Source organism: Xanthomonas sp. JAI131, assembly GCF_013410075.1.
Lineage (GTDB): Bacteria > Pseudomonadota > Gammaproteobacteria > Xanthomonadales > Xanthomonadaceae > Xanthomonas_A > Xanthomonas_A bonasiae.
This window is the reverse complement of the sequence record NZ_JACCCN010000002.1, coordinates 18,451-35,415: the sequence shown is the minus strand read 5'-3', so window position 1 is coordinate 35,415 and position 16,965 is coordinate 18,451. Positions and strand designations below refer to the sequence as shown.

The window sequence follows — 16,965 nt, the reverse complement described above, 5'->3', positions numbered from 1 at the left end:
GCGCGCCGCGCGTCGTGGGCGCCAAGCGCCGGGCGTGGACCGCGCCCCGGGCTGGTAATGGCGGGCGCGATGGCCGACCATTCGCGTCTTCCCGTCCGTTGCCGCCGCCCGCCCGCCGTGGGCCGCGCTGCCGCGATACGCGCGGGGCGGGCCTGGCGCCCGCCCGCGCATCCCTCCTTCTTCGTGTGGTCCGCATTCCCGTGAAATTCTTCGTCTCCTGCGCCAAGGGCCTGGAATACCTGCTCGTCGACGAGCTGCTCGCGCTCGGCGTTGCCAAAGCCACCGCCACCGTGTCCGGGGTCAATAGCGAAGGCACGCTGCGCGATGCGCAGCGCGCGGTGCTGTGGTCGCGCCTGGCCAGCCGCGTGCTGTGGCCGCTGGACGAGTTCGACTGCCCCGACGAGACCGCGCTGTATGCCGGCGTGGCGGCGTTGCCGTGGCGCGAGCACCTGACCTCGCAGCACACCCTGGCGGTGGACGCGCACGTGTCCGGCACCGCGATCACGCACGCGCGCTATGCCGCGCAGCGGGTCAAGGACGCGGTGGTGGACACGCTGCGCGGCGAAGGCCTGGAGCGGCCGTCGGTGGACGTGGAGGATCCGGACCTGCGCCTGAACCTGTCGCTGCGCAAGGGCCGCGCGACGCTGTCGGTGGACCTGGGCGGCGGCTCGCTGCACCGGCGTGGCTGGCGCCAGGTGCAGAACGCCGCGCCGCTGAAGGAGAACCTGGCCGCGGCGGTGTTGCTGCGCGGGCAATGGCCGCAGCTGTACGCGCAGGGCGGCGGTCTGCTGGATCCGATGTGCGGCAGCGGCACGCTGCTGATCGAAGGCGCGCTGATGGCCGCCGACGTGGCCCCGGGGCTGCTGCGCGGCGATCTGGCCGCCGCACGCCGCGGCGACGCCGGCCCGCTGCAATTCAGTGCCGCGCCCAGCCGCTGGCTGGGCTTCGACCAGGAGGCCTGGCGCGCCCTGCTGGCCGAGGCGCGGCAGCGCGAGGCGGCCGGCCGCGCCGCGCTGCGGCCGGTGATCCATGGCAGCGACATCGATCCGCATGCGATCCGCGCCGCGCGCGAGAACGCGCAGGCGGCCGGGTTCGCCGCGGCGATCGTGTTCGAGGTGCGCGATGTCGCCGACCTGCGCACGCCGGCGCAGGCGCTGGGCACGGTGGTGTGCAATCCGCCGTACGACGAGCGCCTGGCCGCCGACACCGCGCTGTACCGGCGCCTGGGCGAGGCGCTCAAGCGCGCGGTGCCGCAGTGGCGCGCCAGCCTGCTGTGCGGCAATGCCGACCTGGCCTATGCCACCGGCCTGCGCGCGGCGAAGAAATACCAGATGTTCAATGGCGCGCTGGAATGTCCGTTGATCGTCTGCGACCCGATCGCGGTCGCGCAGCGCGAGCCGGCCGAGGCGCCGCGCGCGCTCAGCGACGGCGCGCAGATGGTCGCCAACCGGTTGCGCAAGAACCTGCGCAAGTTCAAGAACTGGCGCGCGCGCGAACAGGTCAGCTGCTTCCGCGCCTACGACGCCGACCTGCCCGAATACGCGGCGGCGATCGACGTGTACCAGGAAGACGGCGGCCAGGCCCGCACCTACCTGCACGTGCAGGAATACGCCGCGCCGGAGGAGATTCCCGATGCCGACGTGCGCCGCCGCCGCAACGAGTTGCTGGCCGCTGCGCGCGAGGTGTTCGAGGTGCCGGCCGAGCGGGTGGCGCTGAAGTCGCGCGAGCGCGGCAAGGGCGGCAGCAAGTACGGGCGCTTCGAGCAGCGCGGCGAGTTCCTGGTGGTGCGCGAACACGACGCGCTGCTGCGGGTGAACCTGTTCGATTATCTGGACACCGGCCTGTTCCTGGACCACCGCCCGCTGCGTGGGGCGATGGCGCAGCAGGCGCGCGGCAAGCGCTTCCTCAACCTGTTCTGCTACACCGGCGTGGCCAGCGTGCAGGCCGCGGTGGCCGGCGCCGATTCCACCACCAGCGTGGACCTGTCCGGCACCTACCTGCAGTGGTGCGCGGACAATCTGGGCTTCAACGGCAAGGGCGGCGCCCAGCATCGGCTGGTGCAGGCCGACGCGCTGACCTGGCTGGAGGCGGAGAAGAACCGCTACGACGTGATCTTCTGCGATCCGCCGACCTTCTCCAACTCCGCGCGCGCCGAGGATTTCGATCTGCAGCGCGAGCACGTGCGGCTGCTGCGCGCGGCGGTGGCGCGGCTGATGCCGGAGGGCGTGCTGTATTTCTCCAACAATTTCCGCCGCTTCAAGCTGGACGAGGACGCGCTGGCCGACTTCGCGTCGTGCGAGGAGATCACCGCGCAGACCATCGCGCCGGATTTCGAGCGCAATCCGCGCATCCATCGCGCCTGGCGGTTGCAGCGGCGCTGAGATGGGTTCCTCTGTAGGAGCGGCTTCAGCCGCGACAGGCTCTACGGATAGGTTCTGTCGCGGCTGAAGCCGCTCCTACATTGGTGCGGACAGCGTGCGGACGGCTCAACCATCGCGATGCCGCGCCGAGGCCTGCGCGCTGGCGCGGTGCGGCACGTCGTCGCCCGGTTCGCGTTCGCTCCAGTAGTCCTGGATCTGCAGGATCTGCGGCAGGATCTCGGTGAACAGGCCAACCAGGCGCGGCTCGAACTGGGTGCCGGCCTGCTGCTGGAACAGGTTCATCACTTTCGCCAGCGGCCATGCGTCCTTGTACGGGCGCTGCGTGGTCAGCGCATCGAACACGTCGGCCAGGGCCACGATCCGCGCCGACTCGGGAATGCGTTCGCCGGCCAGGCCGGCCGGGTAGCCGCTGCCGTCCCAATGCTCGTGGTGGTACAGCGCGACCTCGGCGGCGAGCCGGAACAGCGGCGCGCTGCTGCGGCTGAGGATGTCGTAGCCGATCTGCGGATGCCGCTTCATCACCGCCCATTCGTCCGCATCCAGCGGCCCCGGCTTCTTCAGGATCGCGTCGGGGATGCCGATCTTGCCGGTGTCGTGCATCGGCGCGGCCTGCTCGAGCAGGTTGGCGTCCTCGCGCGACCAGCCGGCGGCGATCGCCAGTGCGCGCGCATAGGCGGCCATGCGCCAGATGTGGGTGCCGGTGTCCGAGTCGCTGTAGTGGCCGGCCATGCCCAGCATCTGGATCGCGTCGCGGTGGCTGCTGGCCAGGCTGGCGGCGGTGACCAGCGACAGGTGGGTGCGCACCCGCGCGCGCAGGATGCTCGGCGAATACGGCTTGGTGATGTAGTCCACGCCGCCGGCCTCGAAGCCGATGCTCTCGTCGGCGTCCTTGTCCTTGCCGGTGACGAAGATGATCGGGATCGCCGCGGTGCGCGGGTCCTGTTTCAGGGTGCGGGCGATGGTGTAGCCGTCCAGGTCGGGTAGGTCGACGTCGAGCAGGATCAGCGCCGGGCGGTGCTTGACCACCGCGCGCAGCGCCTCGGCGCCGTTCTTGGCGAAGGCCAGGGCGTAGTCCTCGCGCAGGATCTGGCGGATCAGCGCCAGGTTGCTGGCTTCGTCGTCTACGCACAGGATGGGGGGCTGGACCATCGTGGTTCCTTGTCGGGTTCACCCGCGGCGGCCTCCAGGGCCGGCGCGGCGAATGCTATGGGGATGCATCGGCCTGCCAGCGCCTGACTTGAGCTTCGGCCTCGCGGAAGGAAAAACTCTCCACCAGTTGCCGCAGTTCCGTCGCCAGCGCCGGGGGCAGCGAGGGCGCCAGGTCGTGCAGCACCCGCTCCACGCGGTCCGGGTCGTCGCTGTCCAGGGCCTGCAGCAGGTGCTGCAGCCGTTGCTGCAGCGGGACCGCGGCCGCGGCGCCGGCGTCCGCGGCGGGGGCGGCCGGCGGCACCGCCGCGGGCAACGCCTCGGCCTCGGCCACGAAGCGCCGGATCGCCGTGGCGGTGGCGCTCATGGCCGTGCCCAAGGCCGCGATCGCGGCCTCGGCCTGGCCCGGCGCGTCGCCGAGCCGTTCCTCCAGCGCGGCGCTGGCCGCGACCAGCGCCGGCAGCGCCAGCGAGCCGGCCGAGCCGCGCAGCTTGTGCACGTAGGAGATCGCCGCCGCCGGCGCCTGCGCATCCAGCAGGGTCTGCAGCGTCGCCGCCGGATCGGGGTTGTCCTGCAGCAGTTTCAGCAGGTAGCGCTGATACGGCACGCGCTCGTTCCACAGGCGCTGCGCCTGCGCGGCGTCGAGCAACTGCGGATCGGCGTCGGGCCAGACCTCTCCGGCGAAGGTCGGCAGCGGCTCCAGCGGCAGCGGCAGGCGCAGCGGCAGGAACTGGCGGATGATCGCGATCAGTTCCTCGACCTGGAACGGTTTGGCGATGAAGCCGTTCATGCCGCTGGACAGTGCCAGCTCCTGTTGCTGGCGGTAGGCGCCGGCGGTCAGCGCGATCACCGGCAGGCCGGCCAGGCGCGGGTCCTCGCGCAGCAGGCGAGTGGCCTCGTAGCCGTCCAGGGTCGGCATCTGCACGTCCATCAGCACCAGGTGGAAGCGGCTGGGATCGCGCTGCAGCCGCTGCAGTGCCTGCTCGCCGTCGTGGGCCAGTTCCACCAGCGCGCCTTCGCCTTCGAGGATGCGCTGCGCGACCTCGCAATTGATCTCGCTGTCGTCCACCACCAGCAGCCGCGCGCCGGCCAGGCGCGGGGTGCCGTCGCCGCTGAGCAAGGGCGAGGGGCCGTCGCCGCGGCGCCGCGCCAGCAGCGTGGCGATGGTGCGGTACAGCGCCGAGGCGGTGACCGGCTTGGTCATCACCGCGTCCACGTCGCTGGGCGCGTAGTGCTGCTCTTCCAGCAGCCGCCGTTCGTAGGCGGTGACCATGACGATGATCGGTTGCCGGTCCGGCGCCGATTGCGCGCGGATGCGCTGCGCCACGCGCAGCCCATCCAGGTCGGGCATGCGCCAGTCGAGCAGGATCACGTCGAAGCCCTCGCGTTCCGGGCCGGCCGCGGCGATCGCGTCGGTGCCGTTGGCCACCGCTTCCACCTGCCAGCCGAAGCCGCTGGCGATGCTGCTGAGGTTGCTGCGCACCAGGTCGTGGTCGTCGGCGATCAGCACCCGCCGCGCTTCGGGATGTTCGACCTCGGCGGCCGGCGCCGGCAGCACCGGGAAGCTGATCGCGAAATAGAAATCGCTGCCGCGGCCCGGCGTGCTCTGCACCTCGAGCTGGCCGCCCATCAGTTCCACCAGGCGTCGGCTGATGGTCAGGCCCAGGCCGCTGCCGCCGTAGCGGCGGCTGGTGGAGGTGTCGGCCTGCAGGAACGGCGAGAAGATCAGGCTCTGCTTGTCGCGCGCGATGCCGATGCCGGTGTCGCGGACCGAGAAGAACAGCTTGATCTTGCCCGCCTCGCCACTGGGGAAGCTGCGCACCGACAGCGCCACTTCGCCCTGTTCGGTGAACTTGATGGCATTGCCCACCAGGTTGATCAGCACCTGGTTCAGGCGCAGCGCATCGCCGCGCAGCCAGCGGCAGCCGGCCGGCAACGGTTCGACGATCATCTCCACCGGCTTGGCGCTGATCGCTGAGGTCATCAGCGCGGCGATGTTCTCCAGCAACTGGTTCAGGTCGAACGGTTCCGATTCCAGGTCGATGCGCCCGGATTCGATCTTGGAGAAGTCGAGGATGTCGTTGATGATCTCCAGCAACGCGCGCGCCGACGCGTCGCTCTTCTGGATCATGTCCTTGGCCGCCTGCGGCAGTTCGCTGTGCTGCAGCAGGTACAGCATGCCCAGGATCGCATTCATCGGCGTGCGGATCTCGTGGCTCATGTTGGCCAGGAAATCGCTCTTGGACTGATTGGCGGTTTCCGCCGCGTCGATCGCCAGGCGCAGCTCGCGCTCGTGGCGCTTCTGCTCGGTAAGATCCACCGCGATGCCGAGGTAGCCGATCACCTGGTCGTTGTCGTCGCGCAGCGTGCTCAGCGTCAGCAGCACCGGGAACGGGCGGCCGTCCTTGCTGATGTAGGTCCATTCGCGGGTGTCGCTGCGCCCCAGCGTGGACAGCGCGGCCACCGATTCGAACGCCGGCGCCACCGCCATGCCCGATTGCGCGGCCATGCTTTCGGCGCGGCTGGCCAGTTGCTCGGGATCCAGGAACAGGCCGGTGGCCTTGCGCCCGATCATCTCGTGCGCGGGATAGCCGAGCATGGTTTCGGCGGCGGGATTGAACAGGGTGATGGTGCCGTCCGGGTCGGTGGCCACGATCGCGTAGCCGGCGTTGGCCAGGATCGCGCGCTGCAGCGCCGAATAGGTGACCAGTTCGCTGGTGCGCTGCGCCACCTGCTGTTCCAGGGTGGCATTGAGTTCCAGCACCCGCGCTTCGGCGCGCACCCGTTCGGACACGTCGTGCAGCAGGTGCGAGTGGCCGACCATGTCGCCGTCGTTGTCCAGGATCGGCGAGGCGCTGGCCAGCACGCTGACGCGATGGCCGTCGCGATGGCGCAGTTCCCGCACCTGCGTGCCGTTGCCGGTCGCGTCGCGGATCTGGTTGCCGAGCAGCTCCTGCAACGGCTGGCCGATGGCCTGCGCCGCGGCGTATCCGAAGATGCGCTCGGCGGCCGGATTCCAGTGGGTGATGCGGCCATCCGGGTCCTCGGCCACGATCGCTTCGCTGGAGCCGCCGACCAGCGCGGCCAGCTGGCTCTGCTCGCGCAGGATCAGGTCGCGGCGGTGGCGGCCGGTCAGGTACAGGTACAGCAGTGCAGCGAGCAGCACGGAGATGCCGCCGACCAGGCCGCCGGCCAGCAGCGGCGAGGTCTGGTTGAGCGAGCGCACGAAGCCCGGCGTCGCCTGCGCGTTGAGCAGCCAGCGTCGGCCGTAGATCGGCATGCTGCGTTCGGCGCGCAGCCCGGTGGCCGCCGCCTGGGCGTCGCCGTCGCCGCGATAGAACGGCTGGGTGCTGTTTTCGCTGTCGGCCAGGGTCAGCAGCAGCTCGTGGGCGTGGTTGGGCGAGGCCACCAGCACTTCGGCGATGTTCAGCGGCGCATAGGCCCAGCCGGTGGTGGCCTGCCAGCGTTGCTCCGGGGTCTGCAGCGGCAGGTCTTCGCGGTAGATCGGCAGCAACAGCAGGAAACCGCTGTTGCCGACTCCCGGCGTCTGCACCAGGCGGATCGGTGCGGTGATGGTCGGGTTGCCGGAGCGTGCGGCGGCGATCGCCGCCGCGCGCCGCGCCGGCTCGGAGGCGATGTCGAATCCCAGCGCAGGATTGTTGAGCCGCCGCGGTTGGATATACAGGATCACGAAGCGTTCGCCGTCGTGCGGCGTCAGCTGGTGGATCTGCAGCGACGGCGCGCCGTCGCTGTGTGCCTGTTGCAGGAACGCGGCCTCGTCGGCCGGCGCCACCCGGCGGATATAGCCGAAGCCGCGCACGCCGGGGAATTCGCGCTTGTACTCGCGCGAAGCGCTGTAGCGGTCGAAGCGCTCGCGCGAGATATGGACGCCGCCGGCGGCGATGACTGCGCCGCGCGCGCCGCGCAGGCCGTGTTCGTAGACATTCAGGCGTTGCTGCAACTCGCCGGTGACGTGCGTGGTCAGTTGCTGGAAGCGGTCGCTGGCCTGCTGGCGATTGCGCTCGTGCAGGCCGCGGGCGAGCAGCGCCGCGGCCAGCAACCCCAGCAGCAGCACCGCCAACGCGGCGCCGAGCGCCGACCGTGCAGGGCCGGCAGCGGGTGTCCAGCGGTTCTTCGACATGCGCCCCTTTCCTTTGGCGAACGCTGGCGATGCACCGGCATCGGCGTCCCTCCGGTCCGTACGGGATGGCTTTCACGATTGAAGCGACGGTCCTGCCCCGACCGCGCATCCCACGCTAGCGCGATCGTTGCGGCCGCACCAGCCCCCGCGGCGTATTGCGGGAGCGACCGTCTACGACCTTCATGGAATCAGCGTGACGGCTGCGTGCAGCGCGACCCCGATCAGGCCGCCGACCAGGGTGCCGTTGAAGCGGATGTACTGCAGGTCGCGGCCGACGCTCAATTCCAGTTGTTCCACCAGATGGCGTTCGTCCCAGCCTTTCACGGTCTGCGCGATGTGGTCGGTGACGCCGCTGCGCAGGCGCTGGGTCAGCTTCTCCGCGCCGCCCAGCAGGTGCTGGTTGAGCGCGTCGCGCAATGCGCTGTCCTGGGACAGCGATTCGCCGAGCGCGGCCAGCGAGCGCTGCAAATGCTGCACCAGCACACCGTCGCTGCGCGACAGGTCCTCGCGCAGGCTGGCGTGGATCTGGTCCCACAGGCCTTGCACGTAGTCCTGCACGCCGGGATGCTCGATCAGCCGCTGCTTCATCGCCTGCAGCTTGTCGGCGGTGGCCGGGTCGCTGCGCAGGCGTTGCACGTAGCCGCCGAGCCAGCGTTCGTAGTCCTGGCGCAGCGGATGCTGCGGTTGCGACAGCACGTCCTGCAGTTCGTCCAGCAGCGCGTGCGCCAGGCGCTCGGCCAGGGTGTCGGCGATGCCTTCCACCGGCTTGACCCATTCCACCGTACCGACCAGCTTGGGCCATTCGCGGCGCGCGTACTTGACGATCATCGCCGACACGCGCTGCTTCACCGTCGCATCGTCCAGATGCCGGCCGAGCCGGGTCAGCGCTTCGTCGAGCAGGGCCTGGTGGCGGCCATCGGCGGTGAGCAGGCCGAGGATCTCGCCGGCGGTCGCGGCCGCGTTCCATTCGCGCAGGCGCGCCACCACGAAGCCATGGATGCGGCGCCGCACCGCGGCCTCGTCGAGCAGGTCCAGGGCCTGCAGCGCCCAGCCGCGCGCCAGCTCGGCCAGCTTGCCGGCCTGCGCCGGTTCGGCCAGCCACTGGCCCAGCCGCTTGGCCGGATCGAACGCGCTGAGCTTGGTCAGCAGCGCCGCCGGTTCCAGGAAATGATCGCGCACGAACACCGCCAGGCTGTCGGCGATGCGCGCCTTGCCGTGCGGGATGATCGCGGTGTGCGGAATCGGCAGCCCCAGCGGATGGCGGAACAGCGCCACCACCGCGAACCAGTCGGCCAGCGCGCCGACCGTGGCCGCCTCGCAGAACGCGCCGATCCAGGCCCAGGCGCCGTGCATGCCCATGACGTGGCTGAGCAGGAAGCCGGCCAGCATCGCCAGCAGCAGCAGCGCGGCCAGCAGTTTCATGCGCCGCAGCTGTGCGCGGCGCGGATCGGGCGGCATGGTCGGTTCGGGAGACGCGCTCATGTGGGCGAGTTTACGCAGCGCGCGGTTAGGACGGTTTCATCGGAGCGGCCGCCACCGGCGTGAGTGCGATCGTCCAACGCCGGCATGCCCAGCGCGCCGCTCCGACACGGCGCCGTCGCGCGGCATGGGCGGGAGCTGGACGGCATGCTAGGGTCGCCTCCGGGCCACTTGCCGGACGCGCGCCATGCTCGCCGATCACACCCCTGCCGGTTTCATCGCCGTCGACGACATCGACCGCGCGCGCGCCTTCTACGAGGGCATCCTGGGCCTGCGCTGCCAGGGCTTCGACGGCTTCGCCCTGAAATTCGCGGCCGGTCCGATCAACCTGCGCATCGTCAAGCCGCCGGCGCGCGTCGCCGCCGACTACACCGTGTTCGGTTGGGAGAGCGCCGATATCGGTGCCGATGTGGCCGCCCTTGCGGCCAAGGGCGTTGCGTTCATCCGCTACCCGTTCTTCGCCGACAGCCAGGACGCGCAAGGCATCTGGACCGCGCCGAACGGCGACAGGGTGGCCTGGTTCCGCGACCCGGACGGCAACACCCTGTCGCTGGCCCAGCACGCCTGAGGGGTGTCGGTACCGCGGCCTGCGCAACGGGCCGGATCGCGCGAGCTGCAGCGCCCGGATCAGCCCTGCAGCCGCGCGCGCAGGGCCGCCACTTCCTCGCGCAGTGCCTGGTTCTCGGCATCCAGCTCGGCCACGCGCTGGCGCAGTGCGGCCAGTTCGCTGTCGCCCTGCGCTGCGTCGCCATCGCCATCCTGTTCGGTGGCTGCTGTCTCGCGCGGTTTGCGTTTGGATTCGCGGGCGCGCTTGGCCGCCTGCTTGAGTTCGTCCTTGCCGGCGATCGCCGCGGCACGCTGTTCGTCCTCGGGCAGGCTGGCCACCGCCGCGGCGGCGTTGATCGAGATCGTGCCGGATTTCACCGCTTCCACCACCTCGGCGGTGGCCTGCTTCTGGATCTTCTCGATCTGCAGCACCTGGCTGTTGCTAAGCCGTGCGGCACGCGCCAGGTCGGCGCGGCTCAGCGGCGCCGGCATCGCCTCGACGCTGGCGCCGTCTGCGCCGGCCGGCACATCGGCCCAGGGCGCGGCATCGTCGTGCGCATCGCTCACTGCGGCAGCGGCGCCGTCGGCGGATTCGGCGGCCGGCGCGGCGGCGCGGCTGCGACGCTCGGCCAGGATCTCGCGCTTGCGCAGCGCCAGCACGCCGCGCTGGAAGTCGGACACGCTGCGCCGGCCCAGGTGCTGGTCGATCATCCACAGGTGCACGTCCTGCAGCGACTGGAAGCGGGTGTTCTGCACGGTCTGGAACGGCAGCCCGTGCTTCTGGCAGATGCCGTAGCGGTTGTGACCGTCGACCAGGATGTCGCCCCACAGCACCAGCGCATCGCGGCAGCCTTCGGCGAGCAGGCTGCGCTCCAGCGCGGCGTACTCGTCGGCGGTGAGCGGATCGATGTAGGCCTTGAGGTCTTCTTTGACGACGATGTTCATCGGGGCGCGGCACGGTGTTGCGAGGGGGCCGGCATTGTAGAGACTTGCGCGCGGTCGCGCCTGGCAGCAGGCGTCGTTGACGCTGTCCTGGAGCGGGCACAGAATCCGCACGGCCTGGCGATCGGGGGATCGCGGCCCGGCCGATGGAGGCGCGACGATGATCTTGTGGGGCTGGGGCGAGCGCAACGTCGCCTGTGGCGTGGAAGAACGCGAGTTCTGCAGGAACTGCGAACAGGAGCAGGTGTTTGCGATGCGCCTGCACTACTCGTATGGGCACTTCTACCATCTGTTCGGCTGGGTGCGCGAAAAGCAGTACCAGTTGGTGTGTCCGGTGTGCCGCCACGGCTGGCTGCTGAACCAGGCCAGCGCCGAGAGCAAGCTGCAGGCGGTGCCGATCCCGTTCCACCAGCGCTGGGGGTGGCTGGTGATGTTGGTGCTGGGCGTGCTGATCGCCGTGGCGGCGCTGCTGCGCAGCGGCGGCGCATAGCGGTCGCGCCAAGCGGCCTTCGCCAGCGCCGCGCCAGGTCTGCTGTAATGCGCGGCCCCTGGCCGCCGACGTTTCGCCATGCCCGTTTCCGCAACCGGACGCCGCCGTCTGTGGTTGAGCACCGCCTTCGTGGCGACGATCTCCGCCGGGTTGGCGTCGCGGCAGTTCCCCTGGCTGCTACCGTCGTGGCTGGGCCAGTTTCCCGGCGATGCGCTGTGGGCGCTGATGGTCTACCTCGGCCTGGCGTGGCTCGCACCCCGCGCGCGGCCGTTGCGATTGGCGGCGCTGGCACTGGCCATATGCTGGCTGGTGGAAGCGTCGCAGCTGTACCGTGCGCCCTGGCTCGACGCGCTGCGCGCCACCACGCTGGGGCACCTGGCCTTGGGTTCCACGTTCGTGTGGATGGACCTGCTCGCTTATGCGGTTGGCGTGGCCGCTGGCGCGTGGCTCGACCGCTGCGCGCGCCGATGAACGCGATGCAGGATCCGAGGAAAACCATCACCGACGCGCTGGCCGCCGGCTTCGCGGCGCATGGGTTCGCGTTGAAGCGTGGCCGCGCGTTCGAGAAAGCCGGTGCCGACGGTATGCTGTATCGCTACAACGTCGGCCTCTCGAAAAGAAAAGGCTGGCATTCGCTGCACCTGACGCTCGATGTGCTCGACCGGCCATTGATGGCCGAGGTGAACCGGATCCTGGCGCGGGTGCTACACGACGATGCCTATGCCTATCCGGACACCTGGTCGCGGGAGATCGTAGAGCAAACCAGGGCCAGCAGGCTCCGCAACCAGGTCGTGGCCAGCCTGACCGACTGGCGCGAACTGAAAGGCCTGGGCGAGAGCCTGCAGGACTTCAACGACCGGTTTTCGCTGTGGTTGTTTGCGTTCGACGAGATCGCAGAACGGCCCGACTGGCGGGAGCAGCTCTCGACCAGTATCGACCTGTCCGTAGGTTGGTTCGAACAGGCGGCGACCCGGGAATGGATCATCGAGAACACCGAACTGCCGGCCCTGTATCTGCTCAAGCGCCAGGGCCGAGACCTGGCGCTTGCGGAAAAATACGCGTATCTGCAGCAACGCGCCGCGCACCGCGAGGAACTGGCGCTCTTCTACAAGCACCTCGCCGTTTGAGCGGCGGTCGCAAGGGCGAGCCGCTGCGCCAACGCGAAGCGGCCGCTGCGCTCAGTCGACCACCACCTCGCTGATCTGCATCACAGGGGTCAGGTCGGTGTAGTTCTTGATGTCGCCGAGGATCTCGTCGGCATGCGGGCCGAAGCCGGCCTGGAACGCTTCCACCGAGTCGCTGAAGATGTGGCACATGCCGACATAGGTCGGATCGCTGCCGGGGGCGCCGCCGGACAGGCCCTTGTCCACGGTGTAGCGCTTGCAGGCCGCGCCCATGCGCGCCTGCAGCAGCGGCATGTGCGTGTCGCGGTAGTAGGCGTGGTCGAAACGGGCGCCGGGCGTATACGGGTACATCACGCTGACCTTGATCATGGAACGACTCCTGTGGCTGCGGCGGTAGGGTCGGGGGTCGCGCAAGGCTACACCGTCGCGGCGCCGCGCCCGTGCTGCGTTGCGGCGCTGCGCGGCTCAGCGCATCGTCGGCATCGCGAACTCGGCGTCGCGCGCGGCCGCCGGCCAGCGCGCGGTGACGGTCTTGAGCCGGGTGTAGAAGCGCACGCCGTCGGGGCCATGCACGTGCAGCGGGCCGAACAGCGAGCGTTTCCAGCCGCCGAAGCTGTGGAACGCCATCGGCACCGGAATCGGCACGTTGATCCCGACCATGCCGGCCTGCACGCGGCGGGCGAAGGCGCGCGCGGCGCCGCCATCGCGGGTGAACACCGCCGCGCCGTTGCCGTATTCGTGCGCGTCGATCAGGTGCAGCGCGGCCTCGGCATCGGCCACGCGCACCACGCACAGCACCGGGCCGAAGATCTCTTCGCGGTAGATGCGCATGTCGGCACGCACGTGGTCGAACAGGCTGCCGCCGAGGAAGAAGCCAGCGGCCGCCGTCGGCGTGTGCGCGGCGCGGCCGTCGACCACCAGCGTGGCGCCATCCGCCACGCCGCTGTCGATGTAGCCGCGCACGCGTTCGCGATGCGCGGCGCTGATCAGCGGGCCCATGTCCGGTTCGTCGGCGCCGGCGCCCAGGCGCAGCGCGGCCACGCGCGGCGCCAGCCTGGCGACCAGCGCATCGGCCACCGCATCGCCCACGCACACCGCCACCGAGATCGCCATGCAGCGTTCGCCGGCCGAACCGTAGCCGGCGCCGAGCAGGGCGGACACGACGTCGTCCAGGTCGGCGTCGGGCAGCACCACCAGGTGATTCTTGGCCCCGCCCAGCGCCTGCACACGCTTGCCCAGCGCGCTGCCGCGCGCATACAGGTCGGCCGCGACCGGGGTGGAGCCGACGAAGCTCAGCGCCTGCACCTGCGGGTGCGCGAGCAGCGCGTCCACCGCCGGTTTGGCGCCGTGCACCACGTTGAAGACGCCGTCCGGCAGGCCGGCCTCGTGCAGCCAGTCGGCCAGCAGCAGCGAGGCGGACGGATCGCGCTCGGACGGCTTGAGCACGAAGCTGTTGCCGCAGGCCAGCGCCACCGGCAGCATCCACAGCGGCACCATCGCCGGGAAGTTGAACGGGGTGACGCCGGCGACCACGCCCAGTGGCGCGTACTCGCTCCACGAATCCACGCCGCGGCCGACATCGACCGAGTGCTCGCCCTTGAGCAGGTGCGGGATGCCGCAGGCGAATTCCACCACCTCCATGCCGCGGGTCACCTCGCCGCGCGCATCGGACACCACCTTGCCGTGTTCGGCGCTGATGCAGCGGGCGAGGGTGTCGGCATGCCGTTCGAGCAGTTCGCGGAAGCGGAACATCACCCGCGCGCGCTGCAGCGGCGGGGTCGCCGCCCAGGCCGGGAACGCCTGCGCGGCGGCGGTCACCGCCATGTCGACCGCATGCGCGCCGCCCAGCGGCACGCGCCGCGCCACCGCGCCGCTGGCCGGGTCGAACACCTCGGCGTAGTCGCCGCCGCGGAAATCGACGCGGCGGCCGCCGATGTAGTGGGACAGGGAGTCGGTCATGGTCGGTGTTCCTCGAAGGAAAAGCTCAGCCCAGCGCATCCAGCGGCCGCACGAAATCCTCGCCCAGCGCCTGCGCCACCGCGCGGTGGGTGAGCTTGCCGGCGTGCACGTTGAGGCCGTTGCGCAGGTCCTGGTCGTCGCGCAGCGCCTGCAGGCCGTGTTCGGCCAGCTGCAGCACGAACGGCAAGGTGGCATTGGTCAGGGCGAAGGTGGAGGTGCGCGCCACGCCGCCGGGCATGTTGGCCACGCAGTAGTGGACGATGCCGTCGACCTCGTAGGTCGGTTGCTGGTGGGTGGTGGCGTGGCTGGTCTCGAAGCAGCCGCCCTGGTCGATCGCCACGTCCACCAGTACCGAGCCCGGGCGCAGCAGCGCCAGCTGCGCGCGCGACACCAGCTTGGGCGCGGCGGCGCCGGGGATCAGCACCGCGCCGATCACCAGGTCGGTGTGCGGCAGGCATTGCTCGATCGCATCGCGGGTGGAATACAGGGTGGTCAGCTGGTGGCCGTAGAGTTCGTCGAGGTACTTGAGCCGTTCCAGCGAGCGGTCCAGCACCGTCACCCGCGCATGCAGGCCCATCGCCATGCGCGCGGCGTTGATGCCGACCACGCCGCCGCCGATCACCAGCACTTCGGCCGGCTTGACCCCGGGCACGCCGCCGAGCAGCACGCCGGAGCCGCCTTGCGCCTTTTCCAGCGCATGCGCGCCGGCCTGGATCGCCATGCGCCCGGCCACCTCGCTCATCGGCGCCAGCAGCGGCAAGCCGCCGTGGCCGTCGGTGACGGTCTCGTAGGCGATCGCGGTGCAGCCGGAGCGCAGCAGCGCGCCGGCCTGGGCCGGGTCCGGCGCCAGGTGCAGATAGGTGAACAGCAATTGCCCCGGGCGCAACAGCGCGCACTCGTCCGGCTGCGGTTCCTTGACCTTGACGATCATGTCGGCCTGCGCGAACACGCTGGCCGCGTCGTCGGCCAGGCGCGCGCCGGCGCGTGCGTAGTCGGCGTCGGTCAGGCCGATGGCCTGGCCGCCGTCGCGCTGCACCAGCACCTGGTGCCCGTGCAGCACCAGTTCGCGGACCCCGGCCGGGGTCAGCCCGATCCGGTATTCGTGGTTCTTGATCTCTTTCGGGACGCCGACCAGCATGAGCGGTTCTCCAGGCATGCGGCGCGCGTGGGGAGCGCGGAGCGGGTTGGGGTGAGGGCGGGGATCAGGGCGTGCTGCGGATCATGTCGGCGAGCACCGCGAAGATGCGGTCGATGTGCTCGCGCTCCACGATCAGCGGCGGCGACAGCGCGATGGTGTCGCCGGTGACGCGGATCAGCAGGCCGGCGTCGTGGAAGCAGCGTTCGAAGATCTCGTAGGCGCGGGCGCCGGGCGCATCCTTGCGCGGCGCCAGTTCGATCGCGCCGATCAGGCCGAAATTGCGGATGTCGACGACGTGCGGCAGGCCCTTCAGCGCATGGATCGCCTGCTGCCAGTAGTCGCCCAGTTCGATCGCCTTGTCGAACAGCTTCTCTTCGGCATAGGTGTCCAGCGTCGCCAGCGCGGCGGCGCAGGCCAGCGGATGGCCTGAATAGGTGTAGCCGTGGAACAGGTCGATGGCGCCGGCCGGGCCGTGCGCGAACGCGTCGTGGATGGCGTGCGAGACGAACACCGCGCCCATCGGCACGCAGCCGTTGGTCAGGCCCTTGGCGGTCGTCATCAGGTCCGGGGTGACGCCGAAGCGCTGCGCGGCGAAGGCCTTGCCGACGCGGCCGAAGCCGGTGATCACCTCGTCGAAGATCAGCACGATGCCGTGCTTGTCGCACAGCTCGCGGATGCGCTGCAGGTAGCCGAGCGGCGGCAGCACCACGCCGGCCGAGCCGGAGATCGGCTCGATGATCACCGCGGCGATGGTCGAGGCGTCGTGCAGGGCGACCAGCCGCTCCAGGTCCTCGGCCAGCTCCACGCCGTGCGCCGGCAGCCCTTGCGAGAACGCGTTGCGCTCGATGTCCAGGGTATGCCGCAGATGGTCCACGCCCGGCAGCAGCGGGCCGAACCATTTGCGGTTGTTGGGCAGCCCGCCGACCGAGATGCCGCCGAAGCCGACGCCGTGGTAGCCCTTCTCGCGGCCGAGGAAGCGGGTGCGCTGGCCCTCGCCGCGGGCGCGGTGGTAGGCCAGCGCGATCTTCATCGCGGTGTCCACCGACTCGGAGCCGGAGTTGGTATAGAACACGTGGTCCAGGCCGGGCGGAGCCAGCGCGACCAGGCGTTCGGCGAGCACGAACGGCAGCGGCGAGCCCATCTGGAAGGTCGGTGCGAAATCCAGCGTGGCGATCTGCCTGGACACCGCCTCGACGATGCGCGGCCGTGCGTGTCCGGCGTTGCAGCACCACAGCCCGGCGGTGCCGTCGAGGATCTGGCGCCCGTCCACGCTGCGGTAGTACATGCCCTCGGCCGAGGCCAGCAGCCGCGGCCGCGCCTTGAACTGGCGGTTGGCGGTGAACGGCATCCAGAACGCGTCCATGCCGTCCGGCGCCTGGGTGGCCTGGGCGGCGTAGCGATCGGCCAGCGCCTGGGAGGAGGGGGGCGACTCGGTGCTCATCACAGGCTCCACGCGAGAGAAGTGTTGAAAAAACTTTACACCAACCGGGCGCGTGGTGGCGGGCGGGCCTCCGCCGCGGCGCCGGCGCCTCTCCGCCGTGCCGCCGCCGGCTGCACAGCGCCGGAACGCACGAAACGGCGCCACGACAGGCCCGTGCAGGCGGGCATGCCGGCCGCCT

General features: G+C 70.5%; 13 protein-coding genes. 5 read left to right on the top strand and 8 right to left on the bottom strand.

The window, feature by feature from the left end; all coding sequences use genetic code 11:
- The first annotated feature begins 200 nt into the window (after positions 1–200).
- Positions 201–2,381, top strand: a complete 2,181-nt coding sequence (gene rlmKL / locus HDC36_RS06905; protein WP_179565748.1) for a bifunctional 23S rRNA (guanine(2069)-N(7))-methyltransferase RlmK/23S rRNA (guanine(2445)-N(2))-methyltransferase RlmL — start codon at positions 201–203, stop codon at positions 2,379–2,381.
- A gap of 105 nt (positions 2,382–2,486) precedes the next feature.
- Here the strand turns inward: rlmKL and HDC36_RS06900 are convergent, their stop codons facing one another.
- The 3 genes from HDC36_RS06900 to HDC36_RS06890 form a co-directional block, all read right to left on the bottom strand.
- Positions 2,487–3,530 carry an HD domain-containing phosphohydrolase gene (locus HDC36_RS06900; RefSeq protein WP_179565746.1) on the bottom strand — a complete coding sequence of 348 codons (1,044 nt, stop codon included), beginning with the start codon at positions 3,528–3,530 and terminating at the stop codon, positions 2,487–2,489.
- A gap of 55 nt (positions 3,531–3,585) precedes the next feature.
- Positions 3,586–7,668, bottom strand: coding sequence for a CHASE domain-containing protein (locus HDC36_RS06895; RefSeq protein ID WP_179565744.1), 4,083 nt, complete (start codon positions 7,666–7,668; stop codon positions 3,586–3,588).
- Between the two features lie 180 nt (positions 7,669–7,848).
- Positions 7,849–9,090 (bottom strand): DUF445 family protein, encoded by a 1,242-nt coding sequence (locus tag HDC36_RS06890; RefSeq protein ID WP_179567902.1) that lies wholly within the window; start codon positions 9,088–9,090, stop codon positions 7,849–7,851.
- A gap of 244 nt (positions 9,091–9,334) precedes the next feature.
- Here HDC36_RS06890 and HDC36_RS06885 point away from each other — a divergent pair, with 244 nt between their 5' ends.
- Positions 9,335–9,715 (top strand): VOC family protein, encoded by a 381-nt coding sequence (locus HDC36_RS06885; protein ID WP_179565742.1) that lies wholly within the window; start codon positions 9,335–9,337, stop codon positions 9,713–9,715.
- 59 nt (positions 9,716–9,774) lie between these two features.
- Here the strand turns inward: HDC36_RS06885 and HDC36_RS06880 are convergent, their stop codons facing one another.
- A complete protein-coding gene (locus HDC36_RS06880; RefSeq protein ID WP_179565740.1) occupies positions 9,775–10,638 on the bottom strand; it encodes a plasmid replication/partition related protein in 864 nt (287 codons plus the stop codon).
- A gap of 157 nt (positions 10,639–10,795) precedes the next feature.
- Between HDC36_RS06880 and HDC36_RS06875 the strand changes: the two genes are divergently transcribed.
- The 3 genes from HDC36_RS06875 (at position 10,796) to HDC36_RS06865 (ending at position 12,252) form a co-directional block, all read left to right on the top strand.
- Positions 10,796–11,125 (top strand): hypothetical protein, encoded by a 330-nt coding sequence (locus HDC36_RS06875; protein ID WP_179565738.1) that lies wholly within the window; start codon positions 10,796–10,798, stop codon positions 11,123–11,125.
- Between the two features lie 78 nt (positions 11,126–11,203).
- Complete coding sequence (locus HDC36_RS06870) at positions 11,204–11,596, top strand: DUF2809 domain-containing protein (RefSeq protein WP_179565736.1); 393 nt, start codon at positions 11,204–11,206, stop codon at positions 11,594–11,596.
- Positions 11,593–12,252 carry a hypothetical protein gene (locus HDC36_RS06865; protein WP_179565734.1) on the top strand — a complete coding sequence of 220 codons (660 nt, stop codon included), beginning with the start codon at positions 11,593–11,595 and terminating at the stop codon, positions 12,250–12,252. Before HDC36_RS06870 ends, HDC36_RS06865 begins: the two co-directional genes overlap by 4 nt.
- A 51-nt stretch (positions 12,253–12,303) precedes the next feature.
- Here the strand turns inward: HDC36_RS06865 and HDC36_RS06860 are convergent, their stop codons facing one another.
- From HDC36_RS06860 to HDC36_RS06845, 4 genes are all read right to left on the bottom strand, one after another.
- Complete coding sequence (locus tag HDC36_RS06860; RefSeq protein ID WP_179565732.1) at positions 12,304–12,618, bottom strand: EthD family reductase; 315 nt, start codon at positions 12,616–12,618, stop codon at positions 12,304–12,306.
- A gap of 96 nt (positions 12,619–12,714) precedes the next feature.
- Complete coding sequence (locus HDC36_RS06855; protein WP_179565730.1) at positions 12,715–14,208, bottom strand: CoA-acylating methylmalonate-semialdehyde dehydrogenase; 1,494 nt, start codon at positions 14,206–14,208, stop codon at positions 12,715–12,717.
- Positions 14,209–14,233: 25 nt separating this feature from the next.
- Positions 14,234–15,346 carry an alanine dehydrogenase gene (ald, locus tag HDC36_RS06850; RefSeq protein ID WP_179565728.1) on the bottom strand — a complete coding sequence of 371 codons (1,113 nt, stop codon included), beginning with the start codon at positions 15,344–15,346 and terminating at the stop codon, positions 14,234–14,236.
- A 64-nt stretch (positions 15,347–15,410) separates the two neighbouring features.
- The gene (locus HDC36_RS06845) at positions 15,411–16,787 is read right to left on the bottom strand and encodes an aspartate aminotransferase family protein (RefSeq protein WP_179565726.1); all 1,377 of its coding nucleotides are present in this window, start codon (positions 16,785–16,787) and stop codon (positions 15,411–15,413) included.
- Between the last annotated feature and the right edge of the window lie 178 nt (positions 16,788–16,965).